This is a genomic window from Paenibacillus polymyxa (assembly GCF_018614975.1).
In the GTDB taxonomy this organism is placed as follows: Bacteria; Bacillota; Bacilli; order Paenibacillales; family Paenibacillaceae; genus Paenibacillus; species Paenibacillus polymyxa_E.
Genome location: NZ_JAGGNR010000012.1, coordinates 58,347 through 85,044 on the forward strand (window position 1 = coordinate 58,347; position 26,698 = coordinate 85,044).

25 protein-coding genes, 1 pseudogene and 1 riboswitch are annotated in these 26,698 nt (G+C 39.7%); of the genes and pseudogenes, 21 read left to right on the top strand and 5 right to left on the bottom strand.

Annotated features, from left to right (window positions below):
• The first annotated feature begins 11 nt into the window (after positions 1–11).
• From J7E78_RS11155 to J7E78_RS11180, 7 genes and pseudogenes are all read left to right on the top strand, one after another.
• The gene (locus J7E78_RS11155; RefSeq protein ID WP_215076259.1) at positions 12–3,695 is read left to right on the top strand and encodes a non-ribosomal peptide synthetase; all 3,684 of its coding nucleotides are present in this window, start codon (positions 12–14) and stop codon (positions 3,693–3,695) included.
• Positions 3,688–4,713: a hypothetical protein gene (locus tag J7E78_RS11160; protein WP_215076261.1), complete on the top strand. Its 1,026-nt coding sequence runs from the start codon at positions 3,688–3,690 to the stop codon at positions 4,711–4,713. The genes J7E78_RS11155 and J7E78_RS11160 overlap by 8 nt, the downstream gene beginning before the upstream one ends.
• 227 nt (positions 4,714–4,940) lie before the next feature.
• Positions 4,941–5,768, top strand: a complete 828-nt coding sequence (locus J7E78_RS11165; protein ID WP_215076263.1) for a sugar phosphate isomerase/epimerase family protein — start codon at positions 4,941–4,943, stop codon at positions 5,766–5,768.
• A gap of 575 nt (positions 5,769–6,343) precedes the next feature.
• On the top strand, positions 6,344–7,291 hold the full coding sequence (locus J7E78_RS11170; protein WP_215076264.1) for a helix-turn-helix transcriptional regulator: 948 nt from the start codon (positions 6,344–6,346) through the stop codon (positions 7,289–7,291).
• Positions 7,292–7,455: 164 nt separating this feature from the next.
• Positions 7,456–7,589, top strand: a pseudogene (locus tag J7E78_RS29990) (IS256 family transposase); the annotation flags it as partial.
• A gap of 52 nt (positions 7,590–7,641) precedes the next feature.
• Positions 7,642–8,181 (top strand): DinB family protein, encoded by a 540-nt coding sequence (locus tag J7E78_RS11175; RefSeq protein WP_215076266.1) that lies wholly within the window; start codon positions 7,642–7,644, stop codon positions 8,179–8,181.
• Between the two features lie 247 nt (positions 8,182–8,428).
• Positions 8,429–9,022, top strand: coding sequence for a YdeI/OmpD-associated family protein (locus J7E78_RS11180; RefSeq protein WP_215076268.1), 594 nt, complete (start codon positions 8,429–8,431; stop codon positions 9,020–9,022).
• Positions 9,023–9,043: 21 nt separating this feature from the next.
• Here the strand turns inward: J7E78_RS11180 and J7E78_RS11185 are convergent, their stop codons facing one another.
• Together J7E78_RS11185 and J7E78_RS29995 are read right to left on the bottom strand one after the other, a co-directional pair.
• Positions 9,044–10,066, bottom strand: a complete 1,023-nt coding sequence (locus tag J7E78_RS11185) for a hypothetical protein (protein ID WP_215076269.1) — start codon at positions 10,064–10,066, stop codon at positions 9,044–9,046.
• A 151-nt stretch (positions 10,067–10,217) separates the two neighbouring features.
• Positions 10,218–10,493 carry a DUF554 family protein gene (locus tag J7E78_RS29995; RefSeq protein WP_397330540.1) on the bottom strand — a complete coding sequence of 92 codons (276 nt, stop codon included), beginning with the start codon at positions 10,491–10,493 and terminating at the stop codon, positions 10,218–10,220.
• Here J7E78_RS29995 and J7E78_RS29350 point away from each other — a divergent pair.
• The 3 genes from J7E78_RS29350 (at position 10,480) to J7E78_RS11200 (ending at position 12,549) form a co-directional block, all read left to right on the top strand.
• Complete coding sequence (locus tag J7E78_RS29350) at positions 10,480–10,635, top strand: hypothetical protein (RefSeq protein WP_251034970.1); 156 nt, start codon at positions 10,480–10,482, stop codon at positions 10,633–10,635. The genes J7E78_RS29995 and J7E78_RS29350 overlap by 14 nt on opposite strands.
• A gap of 575 nt (positions 10,636–11,210) precedes the next feature.
• Complete coding sequence (locus J7E78_RS11195; RefSeq protein WP_215076272.1) at positions 11,211–11,726, top strand: papain-like cysteine protease family protein; 516 nt, start codon at positions 11,211–11,213, stop codon at positions 11,724–11,726.
• 25 nt (positions 11,727–11,751) lie between these two features.
• The gene (locus J7E78_RS11200) at positions 11,752–12,549 is read left to right on the top strand and encodes a hypothetical protein (RefSeq protein ID WP_215076274.1); all 798 of its coding nucleotides are present in this window, start codon (positions 11,752–11,754) and stop codon (positions 12,547–12,549) included.
• Between the two features lie 250 nt (positions 12,550–12,799).
• Here the strand turns inward: J7E78_RS11200 and J7E78_RS11205 are convergent, their stop codons facing one another.
• Both J7E78_RS11205 and J7E78_RS11210 read right to left on the bottom strand, forming a co-directional pair.
• Positions 12,800–14,122: a metal-dependent hydrolase family protein gene (locus J7E78_RS11205; protein WP_215076276.1), complete on the bottom strand. Its 1,323-nt coding sequence runs from the start codon at positions 14,120–14,122 to the stop codon at positions 12,800–12,802.
• Between the two features lie 198 nt (positions 14,123–14,320).
• Positions 14,321–14,932 (bottom strand): TetR/AcrR family transcriptional regulator, encoded by a 612-nt coding sequence (locus J7E78_RS11210; protein ID WP_215076278.1) that lies wholly within the window; start codon positions 14,930–14,932, stop codon positions 14,321–14,323.
• 361 nt (positions 14,933–15,293) lie between these two features.
• Between J7E78_RS11210 and J7E78_RS11215 the strand changes: the two genes are divergently transcribed.
• The 4 genes from J7E78_RS11215 to J7E78_RS11230 are packed head-to-tail and all read left to right on the top strand — an operon-like array spanning position 15,294 to position 19,356.
• Positions 15,294–16,298: an ABC transporter ATP-binding protein gene (locus J7E78_RS11215; protein ID WP_215076280.1), complete on the top strand. Its 1,005-nt coding sequence runs from the start codon at positions 15,294–15,296 to the stop codon at positions 16,296–16,298.
• A 14-nt stretch (positions 16,299–16,312) separates the two neighbouring features.
• A complete protein-coding gene (locus J7E78_RS11220; RefSeq protein WP_215076281.1) occupies positions 16,313–17,101 on the top strand; it encodes an ABC transporter permease in 789 nt (262 codons plus the stop codon).
• Positions 17,102–17,126: 25 nt separating this feature from the next.
• Complete coding sequence (locus J7E78_RS11225; protein WP_215076283.1) at positions 17,127–17,921, top strand: ABC transporter permease; 795 nt, start codon at positions 17,127–17,129, stop codon at positions 17,919–17,921.
• 55 nt (positions 17,922–17,976) lie between these two features.
• On the top strand, positions 17,977–19,356 hold the full coding sequence (locus J7E78_RS11230; protein ID WP_215076285.1) for a nucleotidyltransferase family protein: 1,380 nt from the start codon (positions 17,977–17,979) through the stop codon (positions 19,354–19,356).
• A gap of 78 nt (positions 19,357–19,434) precedes the next feature.
• Positions 19,435–19,536, top strand: a riboswitch (purine riboswitch).
• A gap of 247 nt (positions 19,537–19,783) precedes the next feature.
• Here the strand turns inward: J7E78_RS11230 and J7E78_RS30000 are convergent.
• Complete coding sequence (locus tag J7E78_RS30000; protein ID WP_215076287.1) at positions 19,784–20,077, bottom strand: transposase; 294 nt, start codon at positions 20,075–20,077, stop codon at positions 19,784–19,786.
• 643 nt (positions 20,078–20,720) lie between these two features.
• On the opposite strand from J7E78_RS30000, the gene J7E78_RS11245 reads away from it, so the two are divergent.
• The 7 genes from J7E78_RS11245 (at position 20,721) to J7E78_RS11275 (ending at position 26,677) form a co-directional block, all read left to right on the top strand.
• Positions 20,721–21,626, top strand: coding sequence for a hypothetical protein (locus tag J7E78_RS11245; protein ID WP_215076288.1), 906 nt, complete (start codon positions 20,721–20,723; stop codon positions 21,624–21,626).
• A gap of 18 nt (positions 21,627–21,644) precedes the next feature.
• Complete coding sequence (locus tag J7E78_RS11250) at positions 21,645–22,496, top strand: inositol monophosphatase family protein (protein ID WP_215076289.1); 852 nt, start codon at positions 21,645–21,647, stop codon at positions 22,494–22,496.
• Positions 22,497–22,518: 22 nt separating this feature from the next.
• The gene (tmk, locus tag J7E78_RS11255) at positions 22,519–23,172 is read left to right on the top strand and encodes a dTMP kinase (protein WP_215076290.1); all 654 of its coding nucleotides are present in this window, start codon (positions 22,519–22,521) and stop codon (positions 23,170–23,172) included.
• Positions 23,173–23,251: 79 nt separating this feature from the next.
• The gene (locus tag J7E78_RS11260) at positions 23,252–23,707 is read left to right on the top strand and encodes an orotate phosphoribosyltransferase (RefSeq protein WP_215076291.1); all 456 of its coding nucleotides are present in this window, start codon (positions 23,252–23,254) and stop codon (positions 23,705–23,707) included.
• Positions 23,704–24,510 (top strand): MTAP family purine nucleoside phosphorylase, encoded by an 807-nt coding sequence (locus tag J7E78_RS11265; RefSeq protein ID WP_215076292.1) that lies wholly within the window; start codon positions 23,704–23,706, stop codon positions 24,508–24,510. The genes J7E78_RS11260 and J7E78_RS11265 overlap by 4 nt, the downstream gene beginning before the upstream one ends.
• Entirely contained in the window at positions 24,507–25,724 is a 1,218-nt protein-coding gene (locus J7E78_RS11270; RefSeq protein WP_215076293.1) for a TrpB-like pyridoxal phosphate-dependent enzyme, read from the top strand. Before J7E78_RS11265 ends, J7E78_RS11270 begins: the two co-directional genes overlap by 4 nt.
• A complete protein-coding gene (locus J7E78_RS11275) occupies positions 25,721–26,677 on the top strand; it encodes a pyridoxal phosphate-dependent aminotransferase (protein ID WP_215076294.1) in 957 nt (318 codons plus the stop codon). Before J7E78_RS11270 ends, J7E78_RS11275 begins: the two co-directional genes overlap by 4 nt.
• Positions 26,678–26,698: the final 21 nt, after the last annotated feature.

Sequence of the window (26,698 nt, forward strand, 5' to 3'; positions counted from 1 at the left end):
AGGCGTGCTAATTGTCAGCAGAGCCAGGTGCATTCATGCAAAATTTGCTATTATCGAGCCGAAAGTTCGAAGAGGAGAAGCAATATTGGCTAAACCATCTCTCAGGGGACCTTCAATTCAGCATGTTCCCTAGTGAAAAAACGAGGGGAATATGGGGTGAGCAAGTGTTTGAGGAGATGCAACTTGCATTTCCTCACTCTGTTTCAGAACAAATCTTTCGCATTTCCGGGAACACCGAAGCAGGGGCATTTATTCTTCTTCTGGCAGGTGTCACCTACGTGTTACACCGTTATCTGGACAATGACGATATAACTGTAGGTATTCCCGCTTCGTCTGGTGCAGCAAATTCAAGTCAACTACGTGCTATTCGCATCAATTTTGGTGAAGAGTGTTCTTTTAAGGAACTCGTTCTTCAGCTCAGGACCCTTGTGGGAACAGCCAAAAAGTTTAATCATCTTTCGCTGGAGAAAATTCTTGAATTGCTTGGTCATGAGGCGACAGACTTGCCAAGGGTGGCCACTGTGGTTCGAATGGACAATATGAAGGATAATCTACAGGAAACAGCCCCCCTAGCCGATATGGTGTTTTCACTTCAAATGTCTAAAGTGGGGCTGACGTTACGCATGAATTACAATGCCGCATTATATTCTCCAGAAACCATTGAACAGATTGTAGACCATCTGATACGTGTGCTCTCGCTGTGTACAGCCAACCCAGATGAGGGATTACATCATATAAAGATGCTCTCGCGCAAGGAAGACCAGGTTATTCAACATCTGAATGATACGGAGATACGTTTTCCTGAAGCTCGTTCGATCATCCAGATGATCCAGTCTTGGTCTGCGCAACAGCCGGACATTCCCGCAGTGATCTTCGGAGATAATATCCTTACCTATCGAAGCTTGGATTGCAAATCAGATCAACTTGCGAAATATCTGCTAGCTCAAGGAGTAAGATCAGGTGCCATTGTAGGAATTCTGTTAACCCGATCGGAAGACATGCTCTTGGCTATGCTGGGTGTACTTAAGGCGGGGGCTGCTTACATGCCAATGGACCCCGCGTATGCAAATAATCGTTTGCAGTTCATGCTGGAGGATAGCCAGGCAGCGATTTTGCTAACGAAGCCCGATCTGATCAGCTCACTCATATACACAGGCCAAATAATCGATATTTCTCGCATGGAAGAATGGGATGACCAACATATCTCACTGCCAGTTGTTTCGTCGGAGCAGTTGGCTTATTTGATATATACTTCCGGATCTACAGGCAGGCCAAAAGGGGTCATGATTGAACATCAGGCACTAAGAAACTTTGTGGAAGGTGTATCCCGCAGCATTTCTTTTGAAGCTGGCAAACGAATTCTCGCCCTCACAACATTTTCCTTTGATATCTTTGTACTGGAAACGCTTGGGGCGCTCGCTAACGGGTTAACTCTGATCATGGCGGTAGAGGAGGATCAGTTAAGTCCAAGCCGTATTGCGCATCTAATTGATACTCACAACATTGAATTAATACAAATAACTCCTTCTCGACTGCGGATGCTTCAGATTGGGCTTACAGCAGATTCACCGGTATGGAGCGTGATTCAAATATTGATGATCGGAGGGGAAGCTCTACCGTATGCCTTGTATGAGGAGGTCGCGGGGATGACCACTGCCCGCATCTACAATATGTATGGTCCCACAGAAACAACAATATGGTCGAGCATTAAGGAACTTTCGCCTACCACGACAATTTCGATTGGTCATCCGATTGCCAATACCCGTATTTATATTCTGGATAAGCGGCATCGGCATATGCCAATCGGAGCAACGGGAGAGTTATGCATCGCAGGAGATGGAGTAGCCAGAGGTTATTGGAACAGACCTGAGCTTACAGCCGAGAGGTTTGTAAAGGATCCTTTTCATGAAGGCGCTTATATGTATAAAACGGGAGATCTCGCACGTCTCAATGCTAATGGGGATCTGGAGTATCTGGGTCGTTCCGATTTCCAAGTGAAAATACGTGGTTATCGGATCGAACTAGGGGAGATCGAGAACAGGTTGCTCCAGTACCCGGCTATCTCGGCTGCTGCGGTCACAGTTCGGCCAGATCAGGATGGGCAGTCACTGTTATGTGCCTATTACACAGTAACGGAGGGCCAAAGTATCAATCAGGACCAATTGCGATCTTTTTTGCTGACAGAGTTGCCTGAATATATGTTGCCCTCCAGATACACCATGTTGGATCATATGCCATATACGGCCAATGGGAAGTTGGACCGAAAAGCTCTTCCAGATCCCTTGCTCTTACAGGGAGAAGGGACGGATATTACACTTCCACGCAATGCATTAGAGCAGTTGCTCGCCGAATTGTGGTCGGATCTTTTGCAATTGAAAGTGATTGACGTTCATGCCCGTTTCTTCGAAATTGGGGGGCATTCACTGAATGTCATCAAACTTGAGGCCGATATGGAGAGGCAGAGTATTCCGCTTAATGCTGATGAAGTGATCCGGCATGAGACTATTGCATCACTGGCTGAAGTGCTCCGAAACAAGGGGTATGAAGCGGATGAGCATAACTCTGAAAAAGAGATACTTCTTGAAGAGCAGGATATGCCAGAGACAGATGGTGCGGTGGACCAATTTACCGAAGAAGTCGGGGCAATGGCGGAAGCGGATCATCTTATATTACATCATTCCCATAGGCCAATAGTTATCATCGCAGGAATAGAGGCTTTTAATGATGTTTTTTACAAAAACTGCTTCTATAATTCACTCTTTCCCGTGTTGAACTTCTATTCTATTGGTGTATTGCCTGTGATGATCAACGACCGAATGCACTATAGATTCGATGAACATCAGGGCATACTCCGATTAGAGTATCAAGCTGTATTATCAGATGACCAGCTAATTGAGCGTATGGGGATAACTTATGAAACGAAGACATACAGCGAGGATGTACGAAAAGAGATTATGGAGGCGGTTAATTTGAACCGCCCAGTAATTATCCGAGTGGACTGTTATTACGAGTCCTTGCGCAAAGACATGTATTTACGTACCCACTGGCCTCATTCCTTATTAATCTATGGGTATGATCTCCAGCGGCAAGTGTTCCATGTAATAGAACATGATCACCGGGACAATCTCACGTATCAACCGATGGAGATGCCTATGAATGATATAGTACAAGCTTACGAAGGATTCGTACGGCTTTTCATGGAGGAAGAAGAAGTACCCACGTTCTACGCATTTTCAGCTTGTGAAGCTGCTTCACATGAAAGAAACAGCATCATGCTGGGAGAACTGCGTGACATGTTCATTGATCATGTGCGGGTTACACCGGGAGAGATTAATCAGGAACTGAGTCATCTCCTGTCCTTCATACAGAAGACGTATCAGTTCAATGAAGAAGATTCGCCTGATATGGCCTATGCTGAACTTGTTCTACAATCCATTGTAGACATTGTGAATGCCAAAAAGGTCGAAACCTATCGTATGCAACGGTTATATGAACATCATACCGATCTTGTTTCTGCTGCTCAGGCAATACAGGATCATTGGAGTGAGTTACGTAATGTGCTGGCGAAGGCGGTATATCGGGAAAATATGACACATAATCAGTGGAGAAAATTCACAAGCAAGCTGGAAGCCATTCATGAACTGGAGAAGCATAACTTAATAAATTGCTCAGGATTGGAGATCAGTCATGATTAAAAAATTGCAAGTGAACGAGCCTTTAATGACTACCTACCCACATCACGCGAGTCTCTTTTCCATGCTGGATTTGGACAAGCGTTCACGTAGCTGGATTTATCATAATTATCTATTGGTCATCCTGCATCACAATGATGAAGGAGGCTATGGATTGGACGTCTGTTCACAGTATTATCCTTGGCACAAATTCAAAATGTCGACATGCCCCATGTTGATTACAAGGGTGTACGATAGAGATATGATTTTAAAACAGTGGGAACTGCAAGATTTTATAGTGGAACTAATTCAAAAGAATAATTATATTTATTTCCTGAGAAATATTCCTGGCGGTGGTAAACATGAGGTATTCATCTCTGGATTCGATTCGGATCGTAAAGAGTTTCTGTGCCATGATTTTTGGGATGGATTCTATGGTGAGAAATGGCTTCCCTATGATGAGATCACTGTTATTCAAGATTCGAATTTCGATGCTGAATGGTCTACGGATTACCTAAACGGAATATGGGCCATTGAAAAGACAGATGAGTATAAGGAACCCAGTGAATATTATTATGAAACGGTTCTCCAGTTCTCCAAAGAGGATCTAATGAATATTTTGAAAGAATACGTAGGAGAGACTAATCAAGTTCGCAGTATTCTGAGAAAGGATCACCGTTATCTTGGAAGTGAAATATACGATAAGATGATTGATATGCTGGGGATGCAGAAGGAAGGAATGCAAAATCAGCCGTTTGCTATACATCCTTTTCACCTGCTTTACGAACATAAACAACTGCTTGCTCAAGCCATACTTGACTATCTTCCTGATCCTTCGATAAAAATAAGGTTGGAAGAGCTGGTTAGCGAAGCTTTAAAACTCCGTAATCTGGTCATGTATATCAATCAATTCATCATGGAGCAGGGTGTATACAAAAAGTATGATGTCATGCTTGATAAAATCACGGAGTTGAAAACGATGGAATTGGAAATGATGAAACAGGTACTTGAATACGAATATCAATCACAGCTCGGCCAATAATTAAATACTAGGTATAACCGATAGATAGACCCATTCATTTAATTTTTGAATGGGTCTATTGTTGTTTAACGATAAATTTGAGGTTTCATGAATGGGACAGTATGGTTTCTTTTTGAGAGAGTACTGTTATTATAAAATAATACCTGTTTAAACCCATGTGTTGGTTAAGGGGACAGGAAAGGGTTGGACAAACTGTAATTCCAGACGAGTGACAGGAGGAGATTGGGATGATTAGAGGGTTAACGAATGCGGGGCTGGGCAACATCGACTCTGATGAACAATATATCACAGAGGCGGCCAGGCACGGATTCGGATCTGTAGATTTGAATCCGCTCTCATTGATTGAAACGTATGGCAAAGAACGGGCGCAACATCTGCTGGAAAGCAATCAGGTGATCATCGGTTCATCGGGTCTGACAGTGGAGTGGCGGACAACAGATGAACAATTCCGTGAGGGATTGCAATCGTTGGTCGCTATGGCAGAAGCTTCTGCTTCGCTGGACTGTTACAGCTGCTGCACGTATATTTTACCCTCAACGGATCAACCGGCAGCACAATTTATGGCGGCGGCTACGAAACGCTTGAGACTCTGCGCAGATATCTTGGACGCTTACGGGATTAAGTTGGGTCTAGAGTTTGTTGGCTGTCATCATTTGCGGACGCAATGGAAGAATCCATTTATCTGGGGTGTGGAGGATACTCTGGAATGGATCGAGACCATCCATGCGCCCAATGTAGGCCTGCTCGTAGATTCCTATCACTGGCATACGAATGGTCTACCGATGGAAGATCTGTTGAAGCTGAAGAAAGAACAGGTTGTTCATGTTCATATTAATGATGCCTACGATCTGCCCGTTGAAGAATTGCTGGATTATGCGCGTTTGTACCCCGGCGAAGGGGTCATTGATCTGGGTGGGTTTCTGAAAAATCTGCAGGCAATTGGCTACAATGGTGTGGTGGCTCAGGAAGTCTTGGCACCAGCATCGAATCTAGGTTCCAGTGAGTTGTTCGCCAAGTCGAAAGCAGGTTTCGACAAGGTATTTGCAACAATCTAAGTTACTGAAAAAAGGAGGGGTTGTTCCTAACTGTGTTTATGGCTTATGGAACACCCCTGTTCTTTTTCGATTAATCTAAGAAGCCGCATTCTTTCATTAATTGTGTCGTAATCATCCAATTAAACAACTCGAAAAGTCGGGATATGTTACCATTGAGCGAGTGAGACTATAATTTTATAGTTTCCAGGGAAGCTGCGGGATTTTATATCGGAAACCCTGATGGTTTTCTTTTCTCACATATATCCAAGGTGGTTGGACAGGGGTGCCTTGTGCTTTATACAAGACGATCCCTTCATCGCTTACGGAATATTCTTCGATACTATTTTGCATATCCACCCAATCTCTGATCGTTAATCCAAAACCTGGATAGAATCTTTTCAAAAGTGTACAACTCCTTCAATGAATAATGATCTTTGCGTTGTTTGCCATCTTCAACATTATCGGTATATTTATCTTATTTTTCCAGTTTGAAAATAAAGTGGAGATAGGTATTGCTGTAATTCATGAGACGAAAGGGCAAGTTACTGTGATAGAATGAGTTAGGTTTGGATGATGAAACGGTGGGGGCTTAGAGAATGAACAAAACGGAGCGGCAGCTTGCGATTACGCTTGAATTGCAGCGAAGAAAGATGTTAAGAGCAGAAGATTTAGCTGCTCAATTGGAGACAAGTGTACGTACGATATATCGAGATATTCAGGCATTAAGTGAAGCTGGTGTTCCGATTATGGGTGCTCCGGGTCATGGGTATTCCCTCATGGAAGGATATTTTCTACCCCCGGTAAGTTTCACCGCAGAAGAAGCCGTATCCCTGCTTATGGGAGCTGATTTTATTGAGCAGAGATTGGATACAGCATACGCGATGGAGGCTAAGTCGGCTCAACGAAAAATTGAAGCGATTTTACCTGAATCCGTTCGTAACGAATCCACACGTGTACGGGAAACGATGCGATTGCTTCATACGGTTGAACCTTTAACCCGAGCGCGGGTGAAAACATACCTTAACCAGATACGTAATGCCATTCTGGATCAACGTAAAATCAGTTTTATGTACCTGAAAAAAATGCCAGGAACGGATGGCAATCGGTATAATATGCGTGAGGTTTCACCCTATGGACTCTCACTGGTTCAGGAGAATTGGGTGTTAATTGCACGTTGTGATCTAAGGCAAGACATCCGTCATTTTCGTTTGTCACGCATGACTGAACTTTCAGAGCTGGAGGAACACTTCCTGTTGCCGCCTGATTTTGATCTGAACAGTTATCGACCTTCTGATGATCGGAACGAACAAGTATTAATTCGGGCTAAACCTGAAATTGCTGACAAAACTATGGAGGCCCTTCATTTTTATATGGATGCATTTGAGGAGCAAGAGGAAGGTGTCATTTTTCATTTTCGTGTCCGTTATCCGGAGGAAATCTTGCATTATTTGCTTGGCTGGGGTGGGGATATCGAGGTCTTGGAGCCGGAGTCTTTACGCTTCCGAATGCAGGAAGTAGCCAAAAACATCTTGAAACACTACTGATACCTACACCTGTCAGCAGTGTTTTTTTTTTTTTTTTATTTTGGTATATCACAGCGTTGAGTCCATATAATTGTGTGAAAAAGTCTCCAGAAAACTTGGCAGTGGTACTAAACACACTTCATGCGTAACATTCTGGATGCCACGCCCGAGACACTCCACGAGGAAAAGCGGCAAGAGCGATGCCCATTTTGGAGGTTGGATTTGACAATGCTATTGCCGTGTTGTTGTTACCTCAGAGCGGGTGATTCGGATATTGCCTAACCGGGAATCTGTTGTACAATTAACAGAGGCGAAGTTATAGACAATTTTTGGACTTGACCTATCCCGGATGAAGAGGAGCTGCTTGAAGTATGAGAAGTACAATGGAAGTACTACAGTCTTTTGAAACTACAGTAGAGAGATATGTGGCAGAACTGAACGCATTCGATATGGAGCAGTTGCATCAAAAAGAGGATGAAGAGGAATGGTCCATTGGACAGATGTATGTACACTTGATTCAATCCGCGCTATCTATGCATCTGCCTAATATTGAGCAATGTTTGAGCAGCAATGATTCGACATTAAACTTGGATGGGGAAAAAACAGAATGGGGTAGGCAGATATTTGAATTAGAACAATTTCCTCCCGTGCCTATTAAGGTTCCTACTACCCCTCAAAACACCCCGAAACTACCCGAGAGCATGGAGTCTTTAATCGCTGGGCTTCACATGGTTGTGGAACGGATGAGGAGTACGGAAGCCGATTTACGCCTATCGTCCGTAAGCAACAAAACACTCCATCCAGCGTTAGGAGCCCTAAACGCTCAGGAGTGGTTTTTGTTGATAGAGATGCACTACAGACATCATTTTTTACAATTGGATCGATTGAAAATGAATCTGCAGAGAGGTTGAGTTATCGTGCGTGTAGAGAAGTAAATTTGCAATGGCCCATAGATTGTCTATGGGTCCTTTTCGTTTTACGGATAATCAAATCCGCCACCGTTGATATTCCATTTCCGAAGACACTCTCTTTGTTGCTGCCAAGGTTTAATGCGTAGTAGAAAGGTCAATAAAAGCTCTGTAAGCAACGCTGTACAATCCCTTGAAAACCAGTACAATTAATCCTATAAAACCATGAGATAAAGAGAGGTGTTTCTCCATGACGGATACAAGTGGGAATCGCAAAGTTGACGGCTATCTAAGAAAACTCAAAACGTGGAAGGAAGAATCCGCGAAGCTGAGAGAGATTATTCGGGATTTTGAACTGATAGAAGATATGAAATGGATGCATCCTTGTTACATACTGGATGGAAAAAACATCGTCCTAATCCATGGATTCAAAGATTACGTGGCCATTCTGTTTTTCAAAGGTGCTCTGCTGAAGGATCCACATGGCATTTTGGTCCAGCAAACGGAGAATGTACAGGCAGAGCGCCAGCTTCGCTTCACCAGTCTGGAGCAGATAGTGGAGCAGGAGGCTATGATCAAAGCCTATATCCAGCAAGCGATTGAAGTGGAACAAGCCGGCTTGCAAGTGGAGATGAAAAAGACTGCTGAATATAGCATTCCCGAGGAACTTCAACAGCAATTCGATGAGAATCCTGCTTTCCAAGCTGCATTTGAAGCACTGACACCTGGACGGCAGCGGGCATATCTCTATTATTTCTCACAACCGAAGCAATCCAAAACAAAAGTGTCACGAATCGAGAAGTACATGCAGCCGATCCTGGAGGGCAAAGGATTGAATGATTGATTTATCGAAAAAACATATCAACTAAAACAAACTTAAGAGCTTCTGAAGACTGGTTTCTTCTTTTGCTCTTATTTCCTCATAGATGTTAATCACTTTATTAAGTAGTTGTTCATCCTCTAGAATTCTGTATTTTATTAGAATATTTTGAGCAGTTTTTGATAACTGGATTAACTCGGCATAGACTTTAGTCAAAGCTTGGTCTTTCGCAATAATTTGATTTGAGACTAAATATTCAATACGCATAAGCATCAGCTTTTTGTGTTCCCAGATCAAATGAGGCGGTTTTAAATCAGAGTTATTCGGCTTATCTTTGTAATAAGCAATCAATTTGTCATATACTTCTAATCCGTAGAAATCGTCCGACTTATTCAGAAATCCTCTAAAACGGCCACTCGAATTACTTGAACTCAAATAATCCTTCAACTGATCAATCATCCATTGAACGTCTAACGTATAATGTGTAAGTTCTCTGTATTTAATCATATATATAAATTTATAAAAGTCATGCCAAATTTCTGGAGATTGATTTTGAACGATATGAACAATACTTTTAGAGGACTCTTCTAGTTGAGAATAACTGATTTTTTTAAACGTATATTTTAGATTCTCATTGTAACCGCCAATGTTAAATGTTCGATCACGGTCATTAAATCCATAGATTAGATTGGCATGTGGGCTCGTATTTTTACCATAAGAAGGGGTGTCGGGAATATAAAATTCATCTAAATGGGTGTAAATATACTTCCCCTGCATCAAGCTTTTTTGAATGAACTCCGTAAAGTTTGGTTGAATGCGTTGTACAGTTTCCAATACTAATCGTTCGGTTTGCAAAGGTGGGGTTTCGTAAAATTCAGGGTAAACCGTAAAGAAATCAAAAGCATCTGTGGGATGGGTCATGAATGTTGTGCTGCATTTTAATTGTATGTAGTTACTCATTAGCCAGGGCTCAAAGCTGTCACGATTGGTCAAAAAAGAAAAAGGAATAGCATGTTTGGGATATACCGATATGAATGGATATGTAACTGGTAGTTCTAGGGTATTCATATTCATCTCCTCCAGTAATTGAAGTTTATTGTATATTTGTTCTTGGAGTGTGAATTTATATGTTATAAATGTAAAATATAGTAATTATAACTCTGCGTTACGTATTGTTAATTTTATGTATGTACCCCATCATGGATGGGTGATTTAAGGTTTATATTACACATGAAGCTACGGCAAAAAGATAGGGATAAATAAGGCAGGCAGCAGGTTTAACACTGAAGATGATGCCGATCACGAAGGTGGATGCTAGAATCAATGGCGTAATGCCCGAGAAGATCGTATTGATTTGCAAAAAGGTATTATCCCCCTGTAACGCACTTTGTAGTGGCCCCAGAATAGGGATCGACCCCACGCACAACAACGAGATGGCGACAGTTAATCCTTCATTTAAGCCATTGGACGAGAATCTGGTCATGATGTTGGACAAGATGTTCGCGAAATTAATCAGTTGTCCAATGATGCAGCCTAAGGTTAGGAAGAAGAACGACGATGGGTTTATTTTGGTACCAACGAATGATTTCGTCGTCCATTTCGGAACCGTGCCCAATGGTATCGACACCAACTTGTAACGCAATCCGTACGTCTTCCATGCTTTCCATGGGGAGTCGCTCAACAGTTCTAGATAAGGAACACCATGTTCATCCGTGACAATTAGGAAAATACCGGAGATGATCAGATGTGATCTGACAAATCATCGTTGTTAATCTCATCCCACAACTGCACGTCAGGTAAAAGAATTCTCTCACTCGGAGCATCGTTGTCACATCCACATGGAGTACAGTTAGTGCGTTATGTTTCATTCTTTTTTCAAAATATTTTTGCTGAACTTGGCATCCTATATCCGATCATAGGCACACTGCAACAAGCCTCAAATGATGGATAAGCTTTGCGCTACTTTTTTTGGACTTAAATTGAAAATATATTCTAAAAAAAGGAAAAATTTATGATTAATAACTCGTTATATACAGTGTGGGTAACATGACTATGGAGGGTTTGGATTGGAGGGGAACAAAAAAGATTGAGGTAGATAAGCACACTTTAACAAATTTATTCAATTCTAATGAAATGAGGGGGAAGGTTTAAAATGAAATCTTGAAGAACTTTTTTATTCTCCGTATTTGCACTAATATTTACACTCTCTTTTGTGTCACAAGCTTATGCTGCTTCTACTGATTTGCCATCATATCCTATTGCAAAGCAAGAGAAGAGTGAATGGTGTTGGGCAGCAGTTAGTTCAAGTGTTCTTAAATTCATGGCTAACAAAAATGTGTATCAATGCGATTTCGTTAAGAAAGTAAAGTCAACCAGTTCTTGTACAAATGTATCGGCATCTACAGTAGAAGCCCAAAGTGGAATGCATGACTATGGAGTATCATCTAATTATTACTCAGGTAATCTGAATGTTGCCCAAGTGAAAAGTCAGATTGATGGAGGGCGCCCCGTATATGTGAGCTGGAAATGGAATAGTCCTACGGCTCTTGTTGGTCATGCAGTGGCTATTTATGGCTATAGTAATACTCCAACATATACTTATTATATGCATTATCTAGATCCTTGGGATGGTGTGAAAACTTCAATGGAATTCTCTAAATTTAACGGAGGTACGGGAGCAGAAAGAACGTGGAGATGGGGACTTAAAGACTTTTGGCATTATCAATAAGGATTAGCTGAGGAGGTCTATAATCATGAAATATATGAGAATTTTAATGATGATATGTATGGGTCTATTGGTCAGTTACATTATCGCTCCAAGTAGTTATGCCAGCAATGTGCCTGAAGATGTACAGACCTTTGCGAAAGGACAAGGATTGGATGAATTTAAAAAAATGGTATTAGACGATCCTATGGGATATGGTTATAAAAATGAAGAAGAAGTTAAGTCTGTCACCTTAGGCCCTGGCTTCGAAGTATACTTATTTGACTCTGAGAAGTTTAAAAAAGTATCTGACAGTCTGATTGATGTGTCTAAGCCGACAGGACAGTATGACTTTATTGTGCAATCGGGCGGTGTAGGAAAGTCATTTCTTAGTATAGAACAATTCGAAGGTGAGTTCAGAGTGGTTCTTGCAGGAGGAGATGCATCCAGGTTGGATGCGTCCTTAAATACGATGACAAAATCCTTATCTACTGACGTAGACACGCTTAATCCGGTATTAATCAAGGACGGAAATATCCGTTATTTGGCCGTGAAGATCAATGGTAAAGAAGTAAATATACCAGATGTACCTACTGAGAAAAAATCACTCATGGGAGGTATGGATAATAATCAGCTATGGGATTCCTCCAAGACGATTGATTTCTTAAAAGATGTGCAATCCCAAGGAGTTGATCCAGAAGTAGACGGTGCGGGTGGCTATCCGGTCATTAACTCCGGTACATCTGCGAATAATTATATGAGTATAACAATAATAAGTTTGGTTATTGCTTTAGTAGGCTCAATAGTAGTGTACATGTGGGTAAGAAAAAGACAGAGCTTGAAATGATTTAAACTCCACAGGCACTCCATTCAACGAAGAACTCACCTTCAATTTACAAAAGTAAGCATGTTGAGGGTTAAATTGAAGTTTTGTTTAACAAAAAGCACCTACGGTTTCAGGGTATATTATCCTGTCTTCGTAGGTGCTTTCTATAATGGGTTACAAACCTGTAGCTATTGGGATTGTCTTAAATTCAAAAAAAGGAATTATAAAAAATGTTCCAAGGGTACTTCCGCGCATGATTTCACTCCTGAATTCACCAAACTGAGTTTAGAACATCGTCGACTTCTTGGATTCTTGTGACAGATGGTGTTTGAATTAGATTTCCTTTGACCATAACCATAGAGATGTCTGACAAGGCCTCGATATGTTCGAGCGGATTTTGCTCCATGATAATCAGATCGGCATGTTTCCCGATATCCACTGTCCCTGTAACATCGTCAACACCGAGGATCTTCGCATTGGTTCGGGTCACCATGTCGATGACCTGTTTGTTGTTCAGGTTGGCCTGTCTCATGTAGTGGTCCATCTCTCTCCACATATCATAGTGAGTCACGTAAGGCATGGCGGCATCAGTACCTATACCGATGGTGATGTCGTTTTCAATCGCTTGTTTTACACCTTTGAGCATGGAATCGTAGACGAGTCTTGAATTCTCTTTTACCGTTGCACTTACCTTCGTTACACTGGTATCCAGTGAAGAGGATGGATAAGCGGCTTGCAGGGTGGGGATGAGTGCGGTGTAGCCATTCAGGGCATTGGAATTATTTTTGTACAAACGAATGATTTCGTCATCCATCTCCGAACCGTGCTCGATCGTATCGACGCCACCTTGTAACGCCACTCGTACACCTTCCGTGCTCTCCACATGCGCTGCCACCCGCAAACCGATCTTGTGCGCTTCATCGCAGATCGCCGCAACTTCCTCCACCGTCATCTGTAAACGGCCAGCTTCCCCGACCATTTTGGCATCCGTCACGCCGCCCGTTACACATATTTTGATCAGATCCACACCGTGTTTCACATTGATACGCACATTCTTTCTGGCTTCCCATGGGGAGTCGCCCACCAGAGCGAGGAATGGAGCGCCATGTCCGCCTGTTACACTTAGGAGAAACCCGGAGACAAGCAGATTAGGACCGACAAAGTCACCGTTGTTAATCTCATCCCGCAGCTGGACGTCGGTGTAAAAGAATTCTCCCACGCTGCGCATCGTCGTTACACCCGCATGGAGTGCGTTCAGCGCGTTGTGTTTCATACGTTTTTTCAAAACGTTTCTGCCGAATTTCGTGTTCAATATCCGATCATAGGCAAACTGTAACAAGCCTTCACTGACCGAGAGACTGAACGGTTTCCCATCTGCAAAGAGGTGCATGTGTGCATTAATCAGTCCTGGCATCACGTATTTCCCTGAGAGGTCGATGGTTGTGTAGTGACTAGGGATATTCAGATCATGATCTCGTCTGATATCCTGGATAAGTCCTTGTTCATTGACGAGAATCGTCATGTTTTTTTGTAGATTACGGTTCAGATCTCCGTGGATCAGATTGACGTTTTTCAATGCGTAAGCGGTGTTCATTTTGTATTCCTCCTTAGAATATGGGTGAGGTGAGTGAGTAGTTAGGTACGATGATGTTTTTTCAATAATGAATAATTAATTCATTTTTAAGTTAAAAAAATAGGCTGATTTATGATGAAGTTTTTTTGCGTGCAAACCAAGTGAAGTTGATCTGATCTGCACGCTTTGTCTAAAAGGCATAATTGACGAGATGAAGCGTCATTCATTGAGACTTTTCATACCGTACAGTCTGTATACAAACAACGCTTCAAAAATTTGTTTGCGGCTGTCCTCGCTCATATCCCGCTTCAATAGATCCAGGTTCATGTCGATCACATTGTGTGCGAGGATGTTCAGCAAGATCATGTTCTCCTCGGTACCAATCTCATACCGTTTATATTGGTTCTTCAGGTAGGCCTTCTTGGTTTCGATCATCAGCTCAACAAGCTCATTCTTGGCGTTAGTGTAGATGGTGCCTTTATTCTTTTCGAAGATGATGACAATCTGATTCCGGTATTTACGTAGTACATCCACCTGTTCCTGCAACAGCGCCGACTTTCGCTCGCTATCCGTTTCCTCGAACAAGGTCTGGTTATCAAAGTGAATCGTCTCCACCAGCACATTTTTTAGATAATCCACCAGATACGGCGGCACGACAGCGTAGAATAGTTCTTTCTTGTTCTTAAAATAAGTATAGATATTACCCACGGAAATATTGATCTCATTCGCGATATCGCTCATCTTGGCATCCACATAGCCTTTTTCAAAAAAGACCTTGAGCGCCGCGTATTCAATCTCTTTCCTGACTTCGTCTTTCTTGGCTTGCACCATCGAGAACGTCTCCTTAATAGTGAATGATTGGTTCGTTATTAGGATAGGCTTTTTTGAGATGGGTGTCAAATGGGGATTTCTAGGTAAACTTCGACCTTATAGCGTTATTAGCTTTAACGAGATGACTTTGGTGAAGGCGAACGCAATCTGAGTTGAAGGATACCACAAAAAGTGAGTAGATATATATATTATATTGATAATAAAATTGCACGCATAAAATATATCTAATTATTATATGGAAATATATCTAATAAACATGGTATTTTTTCGTTTTACAAAAAGGTAATATGTTAAAAAGAATGGTGTAAATTGTAATAAATTGTGTTGTGTTACATTAAATGAAGTGGACGAGGTGTGATTTATGAGCATCATTGATGTAAACGGTATCACAAAGGTTTATCGGCAATACAAAAGATTTCCGGGATTGGTTGGCTCTCTGAGAAGTCTAGTTACTAGGCAGTATACGGAGGAAGTAGCGGTACGTGATATTACTTTTTCGATAAAGGAAGGAGAAGCAGTAGGTTATCTAGGTCCAAACGGTGCGGGCAAATCCACCATGATTAAAATGATGACGGGAATATTGGTTCCGACTTCTGGTCAGCTAAGGGTTCTTGGTTCAATCCCGCATGAAGCCAGGCAGAGTAATTCTCAATTTATTGGCGTTGTGTTTGGGCAAAGGAGTCAGTTGTGGTGGGACCTTCCTGTTCGTGATTCTTTTGATCTTCATAAATACATATATAAGCTCTCAGACTTAACATATCAAAAAAATCTGAACTATTATTCCAACCTCCTAGCGTTATCCTCATTTATTGAAAAGCCTGTTAGACAATTAAGTTTGGGTCAAAGAATGCGAGTGGAAATCGCAATGGCCTTACTGCATGATCCCAAAATTTTGTTTCTAGACGAACCAACGATTGGTCTAGATGTCATTGCCAAAGAACAGATTAGGGAATTTCTTCGGATGATTAATCGTGAGAAGAAAGTCTCCATTGTTCTGACGACTCATGACATGAAGGATATTGAGGAAATTTGCCATCGAATGATTGTTGTGAACAAAGGCAATATGGTTTATGACGGATCTGTCGAACAACTTCGAACAACGTTGGGTGATCAGCGCCAGGTTATCATTTACTTCCGGGAAGAGCCAAAAGTGATTGAAATACCAGGGATTAAACTTATAAAGGACGAAGGGTTAAGGAAAACGTACCTATTTGAAAAAAGCGACAGGACCGTATTTGATTGCGTAAATCAGATCGCGAGTGAAAATTTGATTGAAGATGTTTCTATTGAAAGCGCAGACATAGATACAGTCATTCGGAAACTCTATAGAAAATTGGACGAAGAAAATAGAACGAATGAGTTGTGAAAGGAGGGCCTGGGTTGAAAACGTATATTATGTTCGGTGTAAAAACATTCTCGAATCAACTTTCATATCGTTCTGAAGTATGGCTAAGATTATTGGGGAATTTTGTAGCTATTTTGATTCTGACTGAGATCTGGAGAGCAGTTCTAGGAAATGGAGAGATTGAAGGCATAGGTGTAGAGCAAATGATTACATATAGTATTATCAACACGTTGCTTGCTGCCCTGCTACTTACCGGAATTAGTGCAAAAGTAGATAACAGCCTTAAAACAGGTTCCATCGCTTCGGAACTTATTAAACCTCTTTCTTATCCTCTTCACCTATTATCTGAGGGACTAGGGAATTCATTCTATCAGTTGGTGTTTACTTCTATTCCTTCTTTATTCATCGCATGGATTTTCTTTGGTTTTCTTCCTCCAGCTTCGGCAACTCATTTTCTGTTTTTTTTGATTGCTTTAATCCTGGCATTGGCCATTTCGTTTTTGTTGGGGTACCTTATATCTTTATTGGCTTTTTGGCTCATGAATCACTTTGCATTAAATTGGATGTTGGGCGGATTCATCACGATTTTCTCTGGTTCGTTTTTACCTTTATGGTTTTTTCCAGAATCGTGGGTGACCATAACCAAAATGCTTCCTTTCCTGTACCTGGGATATCTTCCTGCTGCAATCTATTTAGGAACAATCACGGTTCAGGAGATAGGAACTTTTATTCTCACAGGTTTAGCATGGACTGCGGGGCTGACTCTTCTGGTGTGCTGGTTATGGAATAGGGCGATCAAACGTCTGGTGGTCCAGGGTGGATAATGTAGCTGTAGAGAGGCTGATCTAAATGACATTAAAACTTTTCGGAAAATTAGTCTTTTTGTTAACCAAAGAAAGAATGGAATATCGCGGGGACTTCCTCCTTGCAGTTATCGCTCAAATCATTAATTATACCGGAGATTATATTATTATTTGGCTTTTCCTAAGAAAGTTTGATACTCTGGCAGGTTGGTCTTGGCCTGAAATTGCGTTGTTGTACAGTCTGGGGCTGTTCACATACGCACTAGGAGCCTCTTTTTCATTTGTGCAAATGCGGGATCTTGAAAATCAAGTGAAGAATGGGACATTTGATTCCATATTGATCAAACCCGTTAATCCATACCTATACTTGGTATGCAGGGGATTCAACTTAGGATACCTTGCACATGTGGCGATATCCGGGTCTGTGCTGCTCTGGGCACTTTTTAAGTTAAATCTGAATTTATCCGGGGTTGAAGTGCTGTACCTTATTCTCTGTATTATTGGTGGCGCCATGATTCAGGCTGGATTCATGTCGGTAATCGGAGCCGTATCTTTTATTTGGATTAGAACAAATTTTTTGTTCACCTTATTTTTTAAATTTAAGGAGTTCATATCGTATCCACTTCCTGTATTTGGCACATTCATACAAGTACTTTTAACGTTTGTCATTCCATTTGCGTTCATCAATTTCTATCCAGCTGCATTTTTGCTTACCAAAGGCACTGCGCTGTTGTCATCATGGACGATGTGGATTGTACCTGTTATAGGTCCTCTGGTTTATATGCTTGGTTATCGTCTGTGGATGTTGAGCGTAAATAAATATCAAGGTGCTGGTGGTTAAAGAGAACAATTAGGTGAAAAATAACATGAACATTGACTATAAGGAGGATTATTAAATGGTTCAAGTTAAAGATTCGATTTCTAGTTTGTTGCCTAAAGTAGAGGATGAAAAGGTTCTGGACTTTATAAGAAAACACAGACTAGAAAATTATTTTTGTAATCAGAAAGATTTCAGTTTGGTTGAAGAGTTACATGAGGACATAACTCAGATATCTAAACTCCATAAAGATAAATTGGATTTTTTAAATGAATATAATGCTATAACTGGTACTAAACCATTTATCATTAAGGGATTTTCCTCTTATTATCTAACAGATAATGTTGAACTTTTGAGAAAAAGTAATGATATTGATATTTTTGTGGATAAGCCTTTAGATTGTATAGAACATTTGATAGAGCAAGGATTCAGTGAAACTAAATCTCCAAATGCTCATGAGTATTCGACTCTAATTAGGGACACGATTGAAATTGACTTACATCAATATTTTCCGATAAATGGATATCCTAGTGAGTTTATCAAAAGGAAAGATTTTGACAAAAACTTTATCACTAAGAGTTCAATAAAGTTAGTAAGTATTATTGATTATAATGAACTTATACAACATGCGGTAGTATTGAAGGGGTGTATGATCCCTACAGTTACTATGTCAGCATTTATATCATGTATTAATATTTTTAATGATTATATATCTGGTTTTGCTAAAATTCCAAGTATCAAGTTAATAGAACTAATAGATGTTATAGAATTGTTTAACCATCATAATTTTAATCATGATGTTTTCAAAAAACTCGTAGAGAAGCATCAAGCACATGATGCAATTTCTTTTTCCGATAACTTAATACGTAACTTATGTGGAATAAGTTTATTTAAGAGTTATGAAGTGAGAGCGTATTCATATTTCCCCCAAATATTTTACTGGCAGTTTAATACTTGGTTTGTCCCAAAAAATATGATTGATATTTTAGTCGTAGATAATCTAGATACTGTCTTTCAATCATTTCAATCAACGAAGGTTCAAGTACCATTTAACACATATAAAAGCTATTCGAATAAGAGTAAAGAACGTTCCTTATTGGGAATAGAAAAAAATAAATATGGTGAAACACCAGAAATAGAAGTCAGTGTAAAGTTTGAAGAATATTTGTTTATATCAGTAAATGTTTTTACAAATTATGGTATAAATAATGATATTATACATCTTAATACTGGGAGACTTAGAAAGACCGTTACAAAAGCAACGATTGAACACACAGATAAAAATATCTTTGAGTATTTACTCCATGATCAAGGATATATTGTTGAATTTAGAATTCCAAAAGAGAATATAGTGGATTTGATTAATCAGAATAAACTAAACATTATTCTTTTTGTAGAGCATAATTCTGAAGCTGACACTAGCAGCAACAATTACTTTATAGAACTTGTTCGTGAGTAGTTACTATTTCAAAAATTTAAATGAAAGTACAAAATAAAAATAAGCTTTATATTTTTAATAGGATATTTTTTATAAATTATTAAAATGAATATTTTATCTCATATATATTCAGGAATAAGGCCTGAACGTTTCTACCAGATAACCGTAAATTATCTGACTATGGGTATCCTTCACTATATTAATGATGTTTGTTTTGTTCACGGGATCTTAGGATGTTACAAAGATTTTGTGTTTAGAAACAACATCTATTTGAGTGGGATTCCTATAGGAATCCTGCTTTTTTTATATTTAGAATCATATAAATAAATACGAATTTCTCAATATAACTTAGGAGTGTCTTCAAACCTAAGCAAGCCACACCATAATAGATGCCAAGACCAAAAAAGACTTAAAAGTACACGCTAATTTATCATAACGAGTCGCTAAACTACGACAATTCTTTTACTTTATTAAAGGAGCACTCCGCTAAATAGCGCTCTTTGTAGACATCCTGATTATATTTTAGGATCACGCGGCGATTTTTCTTTCCGGGAATCATCGGTATGGCCTGCTGTTCCTTCAAAAAGGTCCGAATGGCATTCGTATCATACGCTCGGTCGGCTAAAACTTGCTTCCGGATCAGTTTCATACTTTTAAGGATGTTGAAACCCTGGACGGAGTCATGTGCTTCGCCACCGGTCAAGTCAAGGCGAAGTGGATTCCCTAACGTGTCAACTACCACGCATGAATTTCGTGCTTAATCCATCTCGGGAACGTCCGATCGCTTGTTTTGCACCCTTTTGCGTCTGATCCATGCTGGTGAACTCGCACAATCGTGGCGTCGATCATCACACTCTGTCGTCAGGATCTAGGGAAACTTGCTTTAAAACTTACATCCTCTACACCCGCTTTCTGCCAGCGGCGAAAGCGGGTGTAGAGGAATTTCCAATTGGGGAAGTGGCCTGGTATCATACCAAGGGGCAACTGAACGAGCTACCCGTAGCATCGCGTTTAACATGATTAGGTTGTCCACTGCGGGACGTCCTCCTTGTGTTGTTCATTCGGGTGGTAACAAATCTTCAATTAAGCGGCATTGTCTCTCGGGAATTCCGTATCGTGTATTCATTTAATATAGTTAATCCATATATTACCGTTTAATCAGTTTGAAGACACGTCTTAGTAAAAGAAGGTATGAAAATTAAATTTATCTCAAATGACTGTTATTGAATTTAAAATTTAATATAAAGGTGGTGAGGAAAATGTAATTGTGAATCATTGTTAAGATAATTTTCTTAGTTATCAATAGTGCAATTATTACACAACTTTGATTTTATTTTCAGCATTATGACTTATCTCAATTATTTGAAAATCGGAGGTGGATTGAAATGGTGGAAAAATCAGTTAAGCTGAAATATGGAGAAAATCCTCACCAGAAAGCTACATGGTTACAACCTTCGCACACCATTTTGCTTGATGATTCATATCTATCATTTAATGATGTTATAAATATTAATCTTGGTTTTGGTTTTCTTAGGTATTTCTCCGAACCACTAGGAGTCATCATTAAACATGCAAACATCGTTGGTTTATCTGTTAGCGAATCTTTTTCTATTCGATGGAGGGAAGCAGTAAAGACCGACTCAAGGGCTGCTAATAATGGCATCCTAATGGTCAATCACTCACTGACTATTGCTAATATCCGTGAAATCGAATCTTTTCCATTTGACGGTGTTGTAGCACCTGCTTATGAAAAAAACACGAAAAGCTCACTTCGCTTATTAACAATGAGAAATACAAATCTATTTGATTTGCCAAGAACTAAAGTGATTGATCTGTTTGATGGGTCAAAACTTGTCCAAGATACCTTTTTCTCTGCAATAAGGTGTTTGAATGATTTTGATATTTACAAAGGCTCAAAACCTTCAACATTTAAAGAGCAAGATGTACTCGTTGCTTGGTATGCTGCATGTTCTATAAAGACAAATTGCGCTGTGATTGTTAAAGAGGGGCAGACCATAGCGGTTGCTGCTGGCCATCAGGATGGTGTTACTGCAATAGAACATGCGATACATAAGGCGTACTATCATGCCAATGAACAAGATCTTAAAAACAGCGTGATCGCAGTTGATGGTAACTTTCCTCATGATATACCATATGAACAAATCTTGAAGGCTAATATTTCTGCATTTATTCTTCCAGGACTAGCGGAAAATGATGAAATCCTGCTTGAACAATTTATGAACAGCAACTGCAGCGTTCTTTTTTCAAAAGAAAGGTGTTTTTATCATTAAAAACATATAGGTGAGAATATGACTAACAACGTTGAAGAAGTCCAAGGGATAATCAATGAATGCAAGAAATTAGGTTATGCCCTTAAACAAGTAGCATGTCTCAATCAAAAATCACTATTCGAAACTCAAGAGGTTAATGCATACGGAGAAAAAAGTCTAACTATTGACCTCGTGTTAGAAGAACTTTGTTTGAATTTCTTCAAAGATATTCCGTCAGTGCGTGAAATTATTAGTGAAGAAAGTGGATATATTGATTTTAAACGCGGAGACTTCACTATAATAATGGATCCACTTGATGGTACTAAAAATTTTACTATGGGACTATCCTATTACGCATGCTCGCTGGCTATTTTAAATAGGCAAGGTGAGGTGTGTGGAGCTTATGTTCTTAATCTAGCTAATGGTCACGAGTATACAGCTGTTAAAGGTGAGGGCGCATTTAGAAACGGTAATGCAATTCATACTTCAAATCAAAGTAGTATTGGTGATGGAGATGGCATTTTTGTTGGATTAGTTAAGAGTGAACAGGAATTGCAAGCAATGAAAAAGATCATAGTTGAGTTAAAGAGTTATCGGGCTATGGGGTGTGCTGCATTGGATCTGTGTTGCGTAGCAAATGGTTCGGCATCTGTTTTTGTGGATATTAGCAATACGGCAAAATTGATTGATGTTTTGGCTGCTGCTCTGATCCTCGAAGAAGCAGGTGGTTGGGTTACAACTGAAAATGGCATATCTATTACTCGCTTAACGATGAATGGAAATATCCGAGACATTACATTAAATCAAAAATTTTGGACTCTTGGAGCAACGAACGTTTTGTTGCACAGAGATTTAGTAGAGAAACTTGAGTTGAAAAAAATAGTTAAATAAAAATAACTAAGGAGTGATAGTTATGTTTCCAGCATTAAGTCCAATAACCAAAGAATATCAAGGTAGATTATTTGTATTTGATGGTGTCGATGGCGCAGGAAAGACTACCATGATTGAAATGCTAGCAGATAAGTTTCGAAACGAAGGTAAAGAAGTTCTCATAACTATGCAGCCAACGCCAGAAATGAGACAACTTCATATTTTCAAAACTTTTATTTATGAACCGGACAAACGACATCTTGTGGACTATAATGCGCTGCAGATGTATATGATAGCAGATCGTCTCCAACATTATAAAGAAGTAATAGAGCCTGCTCTCCGTGAAGGAGTTTATGTCATTAGTGATCGTTATATTTTCACTATGCTTGCAACAATGGTAGCACGTGGGAACTCGCCAGAACCATGGTTAGAAGAGATACTACCATCCATCCATCAACCTCATGCTTCATTTCTTATGGATGTTGATTTAGAAACCAGTATAGCTCGAATAAAACAACGTAAAAGCTTTGAAGATTCCTACGTTGAGCGTGAACATCTGGAGAAGAGTTTGACTAGCTATCGGAGTGTAGGCGAGTGTTACAATATGCATGTGATTTCGTCAGCAGATTTAGGAATTGAAGATGCATTTTCTAGAATAGCATCTATTGTAGGGCAGTTAGAGGTGAGTAACTATTGATCGTCTGAGAGAACTTGTTTCCGAATCTATTATTTATGAACAAATCGTCCGTCGTTCGGGTGGTATTTGTGATGTTTATGTGGATACAGCGCGATTACTTTATAATTCAGAAATTCTTGCTATAGCAGCTGAGAAAATGCTTAATATTGCGTATTCAAGGGGAGCAACTCATATAGGAGGAGAAGCGACCTCTGCCTTACCTCTTATTGGTGCAATTACGTCATTAAGCTTCTTAAAAGGGAGGGGACTGTCTGGCTTCATGATTCGGAAGGAACTTAAGCCTTATGGGAAATCTAACTTGATCGAAGGAGAAATTCCTACAGGTAGTCGTGTTCTGCTTGTTGACGATGTGACTGGCACTGGATCAGCTGCTGTAAGGTGTTGTGGAATTTTGCAATCTGCGGGGGTTGAGATTGTTGGTTACTCATCTATCGTAGACCGACAGGAACAAGCAAGCCAATCTTTGTGCGAACAATTTAGCGTTGAGTTACTTCCTCTCTTGACAATAGGAGACTTTCAAGGAGTGAAAATATGATTGATCAACCAATAGGGATTATCGGAGGCAGTGGTATTTACAGTCTGTTAGAAAATTCTGAATCTAACATGGTTACAACTTCATTTGGTAATCCTTCTTCTGTAGTTCAATCTGGGATTATCTCAGGAAAGCGGGTACATTTTATAGCAAGACATGGTTTAAATCATGAATTTCCTCCTCATAAAATCAATTATCGTGCCAATATTCAAGCGTTGTATGAGTTAGGGGTAAGAAAGATAATAGCAACACATGCAGTAGGTAGTTTGAATTCGTTGATGGTACCAGGCGATTTTGTATTGTCCAATCAATTTGTGAACAGAACTTGGGGACGGCATGACACATTCTTTGATGGTCCAGAAACAGTTCACATTTCGACTAGTGATCCCTTTTGTTGTGAATTAAGAAGTTTAATGAAGGAGTCATTAATATCTGGTGGATATCGTCATCATAATGAAGCTGTAATGCTAGTGATACAAGGTCCAAGGTTTAATACACGTGCAGAAAATAGAATATATTATAACGAAGGAAACGATGTCATATCAATGACCGGATACCCAGAAGCAGTATTAGCTCGTGAACGTGGAATATGTTATATGTCACTAGGTATTGTCACAGATCTGGCTTGTGTAATGAATAGTTCGGATCATCCTGAAATGCCTTCATCTCATGAAGATGTTGTCAATAATTCTAATGCTTCTTTCTTAAAGATCACTGATGTGTTGAAAATTTCCTTAGATAAATTTGAGACGAAGAATTTAAAGTGCACATGCATTGATTCATTAAAAGGAGCGTATGTAGAATGATTAGTAAGTGGCTTAATGTTCGTAGTCTGCTTAGTACAGAACAGCTGAGTAATATTTATAAATATGAACAAATAGATAATTATAGGGATTTTCACCCGAACGAAGTTATAAATCATGCATTATCTAAAGAAAGATGGATAGATATACCACAACAATTATTAGAAAACTATCAGATGATAGGTCGACAAACACCGTTAAAACGAGCTTTTCGTCTAGAAAAAGCTTTTGGGACAAACAATAAAATTTATATCAAACGTGAAGATACTTTAAGTAATGGAAGCTTTAAAATAACTTCTGCATTGCCACAAGCTTATTATGGATCAATTGAGGGAAAGTCATCTGTAATTACTGAAACCGGTGCAGGTCAGACAGGAGTTGCTGCTGCGCTTGCTGCGAAATTGACTGGTATGGATTGTAAAGTTTATATGGTCCGTAATTCGTATGATTTGAAAAAACTCCGAAGACTTATGATGGAAATGTACGGAGCTAAAGTTATTGCTTCGCCGAGTGAGTATACAAATATTGGAAGGGACCTTATAGAAAAAGGTGAGAAATATGGTTCAATTGCTCTTGCCACTTCTGAAGTAATGGAAGAAATCTCTCAAACCAATGGGAGTATGAATATCGCAGGCTCTTTATTTGACTTTGTCCTCACATATAATACACTAATTGGTCTGGAAGTAATTGAGCAGTTAATTAACAATAATATTGAACCAGATATAGTAATTGGCTGTGTTGGCGGAGGTAGCTCTTTTGGAGGTTTTGCGTTGCCGCTTTTAGATTATTATGGAGATAGATTGGAAAGAGTCGTTTGTACCGAATCAAGTGCTATCCCTACCCTCACAGAGGGAAGCTATATTTACGACTATGCGGATGGAAATGGAGGAGGAAATAAGTTGCTCATGTACTCTTTGGGGTGTGACTTTAAGGCACCGGGTTTACACGCTTCTGGATTACGTTACCACGCAGCGTCCCCTATCCTTTCACATTTTGTTCATGAGGGTACTATTGAAGCCCAAGCGTATGATGAGACGGAGGCAATGAAATCAGCCATTGAATTTGCGAGGGAGGAGGGGGTGGTTGCTTCTCCGGAGAGTTCTTATACCTTACATGCAATAAAAGAAATGTGTAAAGAATATGACAATAAAAATATAGTAGCTTTACTGACAGGAAATGGTCAGTTGGACCTTGAGTCTTACGGTGGTTTTTTATGATTCGGATGCATTTAAATGAGAATCCATTAGTAAAGCAGCGATATTGTCGTTATCCTGATCCTCAATATGGAGAACTTCGTAGTTTGTTACGTAAGCAATTCGGACTGAAACATACTGAAGTGTTAATTGGAAATGGTTCGACAGAAATCATTACAGCTATATTTCTATGGGCTCATCTTAATCAAAAAAAAATAGTTTTTCCATGGCCATCTTATATTTTGTATCAAGAACTGGAGTATCTATTCAAGACTGATGTAACTCGAATTTCTTTTGGTTTAGATGAGTGGGATATTGAGAAAATTGCAGATGCAGTGCCTGAGAATGGTTTACTAATTCTATGCAATCCTAATAATCCCACGGGCAGATATCTACCAAGAGAGGCTATTCGGCGTTTAATATCGAAATTGCCAGTCTCAGCTACTGTTCTGTTAGATGAGGCATACATTGAATATGTTGATGTAGAGAATGAAGAACACGGTCTAACTGACGCGGATTTTATACAAAAATGCATTGTTGTACGTACATTTTCTAAGTTTTATGGACTTGCGGGATGGAGAATAGGATATGCACTACTGTCCTCTGATTTATTTAAAACATTGAGGCCATATTTACAACTGTGGAATGTAAGTGCTCCTGCTTTAGAAATTGCTACAAGCTGTGTCTTAGACCAGAAAAGATTTCTGGAAGGTAAACAAAAAACGTTACATTTAAGAGATTATCTTAGTGGGGTTTTAAAAAAGACTGGATTTTCGGTTTTGCCGTCCCAAACGAATTTTTTGTGCTTTACACATCCGAACATAGACATGTGGATAGAAACTTGGAAAAATGAAGGTTATCTTATCAATCTTTTATTACCTTTTGTAGATTCTGAATTAAATTCCTATGTGCGGTTGTCGATTGAAGAAGATGATATAATGGAAAAATTCTTACAATGCATCTTAAAAGAAAGATAGGGTGAGGAATAAAATGAAAAA

Coding starts and splice junctions, on each gene's coding strand:
- J7E78_RS11160 (WP_215076261.1), top strand. CDS start 3,688: ATGATTAAAAAATTGCAAGTGAACGAGCCTTTAATGACTACCTACCCA.
- J7E78_RS11165 (WP_215076263.1), top strand. CDS start 4,941: ATGATTAGAGGGTTAACGAATGCGGGGCTGGGCAACATCGACTCTGAT.
- J7E78_RS11170 (WP_215076264.1), top strand. CDS start 6,344: ATGAACAAAACGGAGCGGCAGCTTGCGATTACGCTTGAATTGCAGCGA.
- J7E78_RS11175 (WP_215076266.1), top strand. CDS start 7,642: ATGAGAAGTACAATGGAAGTACTACAGTCTTTTGAAACTACAGTAGAG.
- J7E78_RS11180 (WP_215076268.1), top strand. CDS start 8,429: ATGACGGATACAAGTGGGAATCGCAAAGTTGACGGCTATCTAAGAAAA.
- J7E78_RS11185 (WP_215076269.1), bottom strand. CDS start 10,066: ATGAATACCCTAGAACTACCAGTTACATATCCATTCATATCGGTATAT.
- J7E78_RS29350 (WP_251034970.1), top strand. CDS start 10,480: ATGATGTTGGACAAGATGTTCGCGAAATTAATCAGTTGTCCAATGATG.
- J7E78_RS11200 (WP_215076274.1), top strand. CDS start 11,752: ATGAAATATATGAGAATTTTAATGATGATATGTATGGGTCTATTGGTC.
- J7E78_RS11205 (WP_215076276.1), bottom strand. CDS start 14,122: ATGAACACCGCTTACGCATTGAAAAACGTCAATCTGATCCACGGAGAT.
- J7E78_RS11210 (WP_215076278.1), bottom strand. CDS start 14,932: ATGGTGCAAGCCAAGAAAGACGAAGTCAGGAAAGAGATTGAATACGCG.
- J7E78_RS11215 (WP_215076280.1), top strand. CDS start 15,294: ATGAGCATCATTGATGTAAACGGTATCACAAAGGTTTATCGGCAATAC.
- J7E78_RS11225 (WP_215076283.1), top strand. CDS start 17,127: ATGACATTAAAACTTTTCGGAAAATTAGTCTTTTTGTTAACCAAAGAA.
- J7E78_RS11230 (WP_215076285.1), top strand. CDS start 17,977: ATGGTTCAAGTTAAAGATTCGATTTCTAGTTTGTTGCCTAAAGTAGAG.
- J7E78_RS11245 (WP_215076288.1), top strand. CDS start 20,721: ATGGTGGAAAAATCAGTTAAGCTGAAATATGGAGAAAATCCTCACCAG.
- J7E78_RS11250 (WP_215076289.1), top strand. CDS start 21,645: ATGACTAACAACGTTGAAGAAGTCCAAGGGATAATCAATGAATGCAAG.
- tmk (WP_215076290.1), top strand. CDS start 22,519: ATGTTTCCAGCATTAAGTCCAATAACCAAAGAATATCAAGGTAGATTA.
- J7E78_RS11265 (WP_215076292.1), top strand. CDS start 23,704: ATGATTGATCAACCAATAGGGATTATCGGAGGCAGTGGTATTTACAGT.
- J7E78_RS11270 (WP_215076293.1), top strand. CDS start 24,507: ATGATTAGTAAGTGGCTTAATGTTCGTAGTCTGCTTAGTACAGAACAG.
- J7E78_RS11275 (WP_215076294.1), top strand. CDS start 25,721: ATGATTCGGATGCATTTAAATGAGAATCCATTAGTAAAGCAGCGATAT.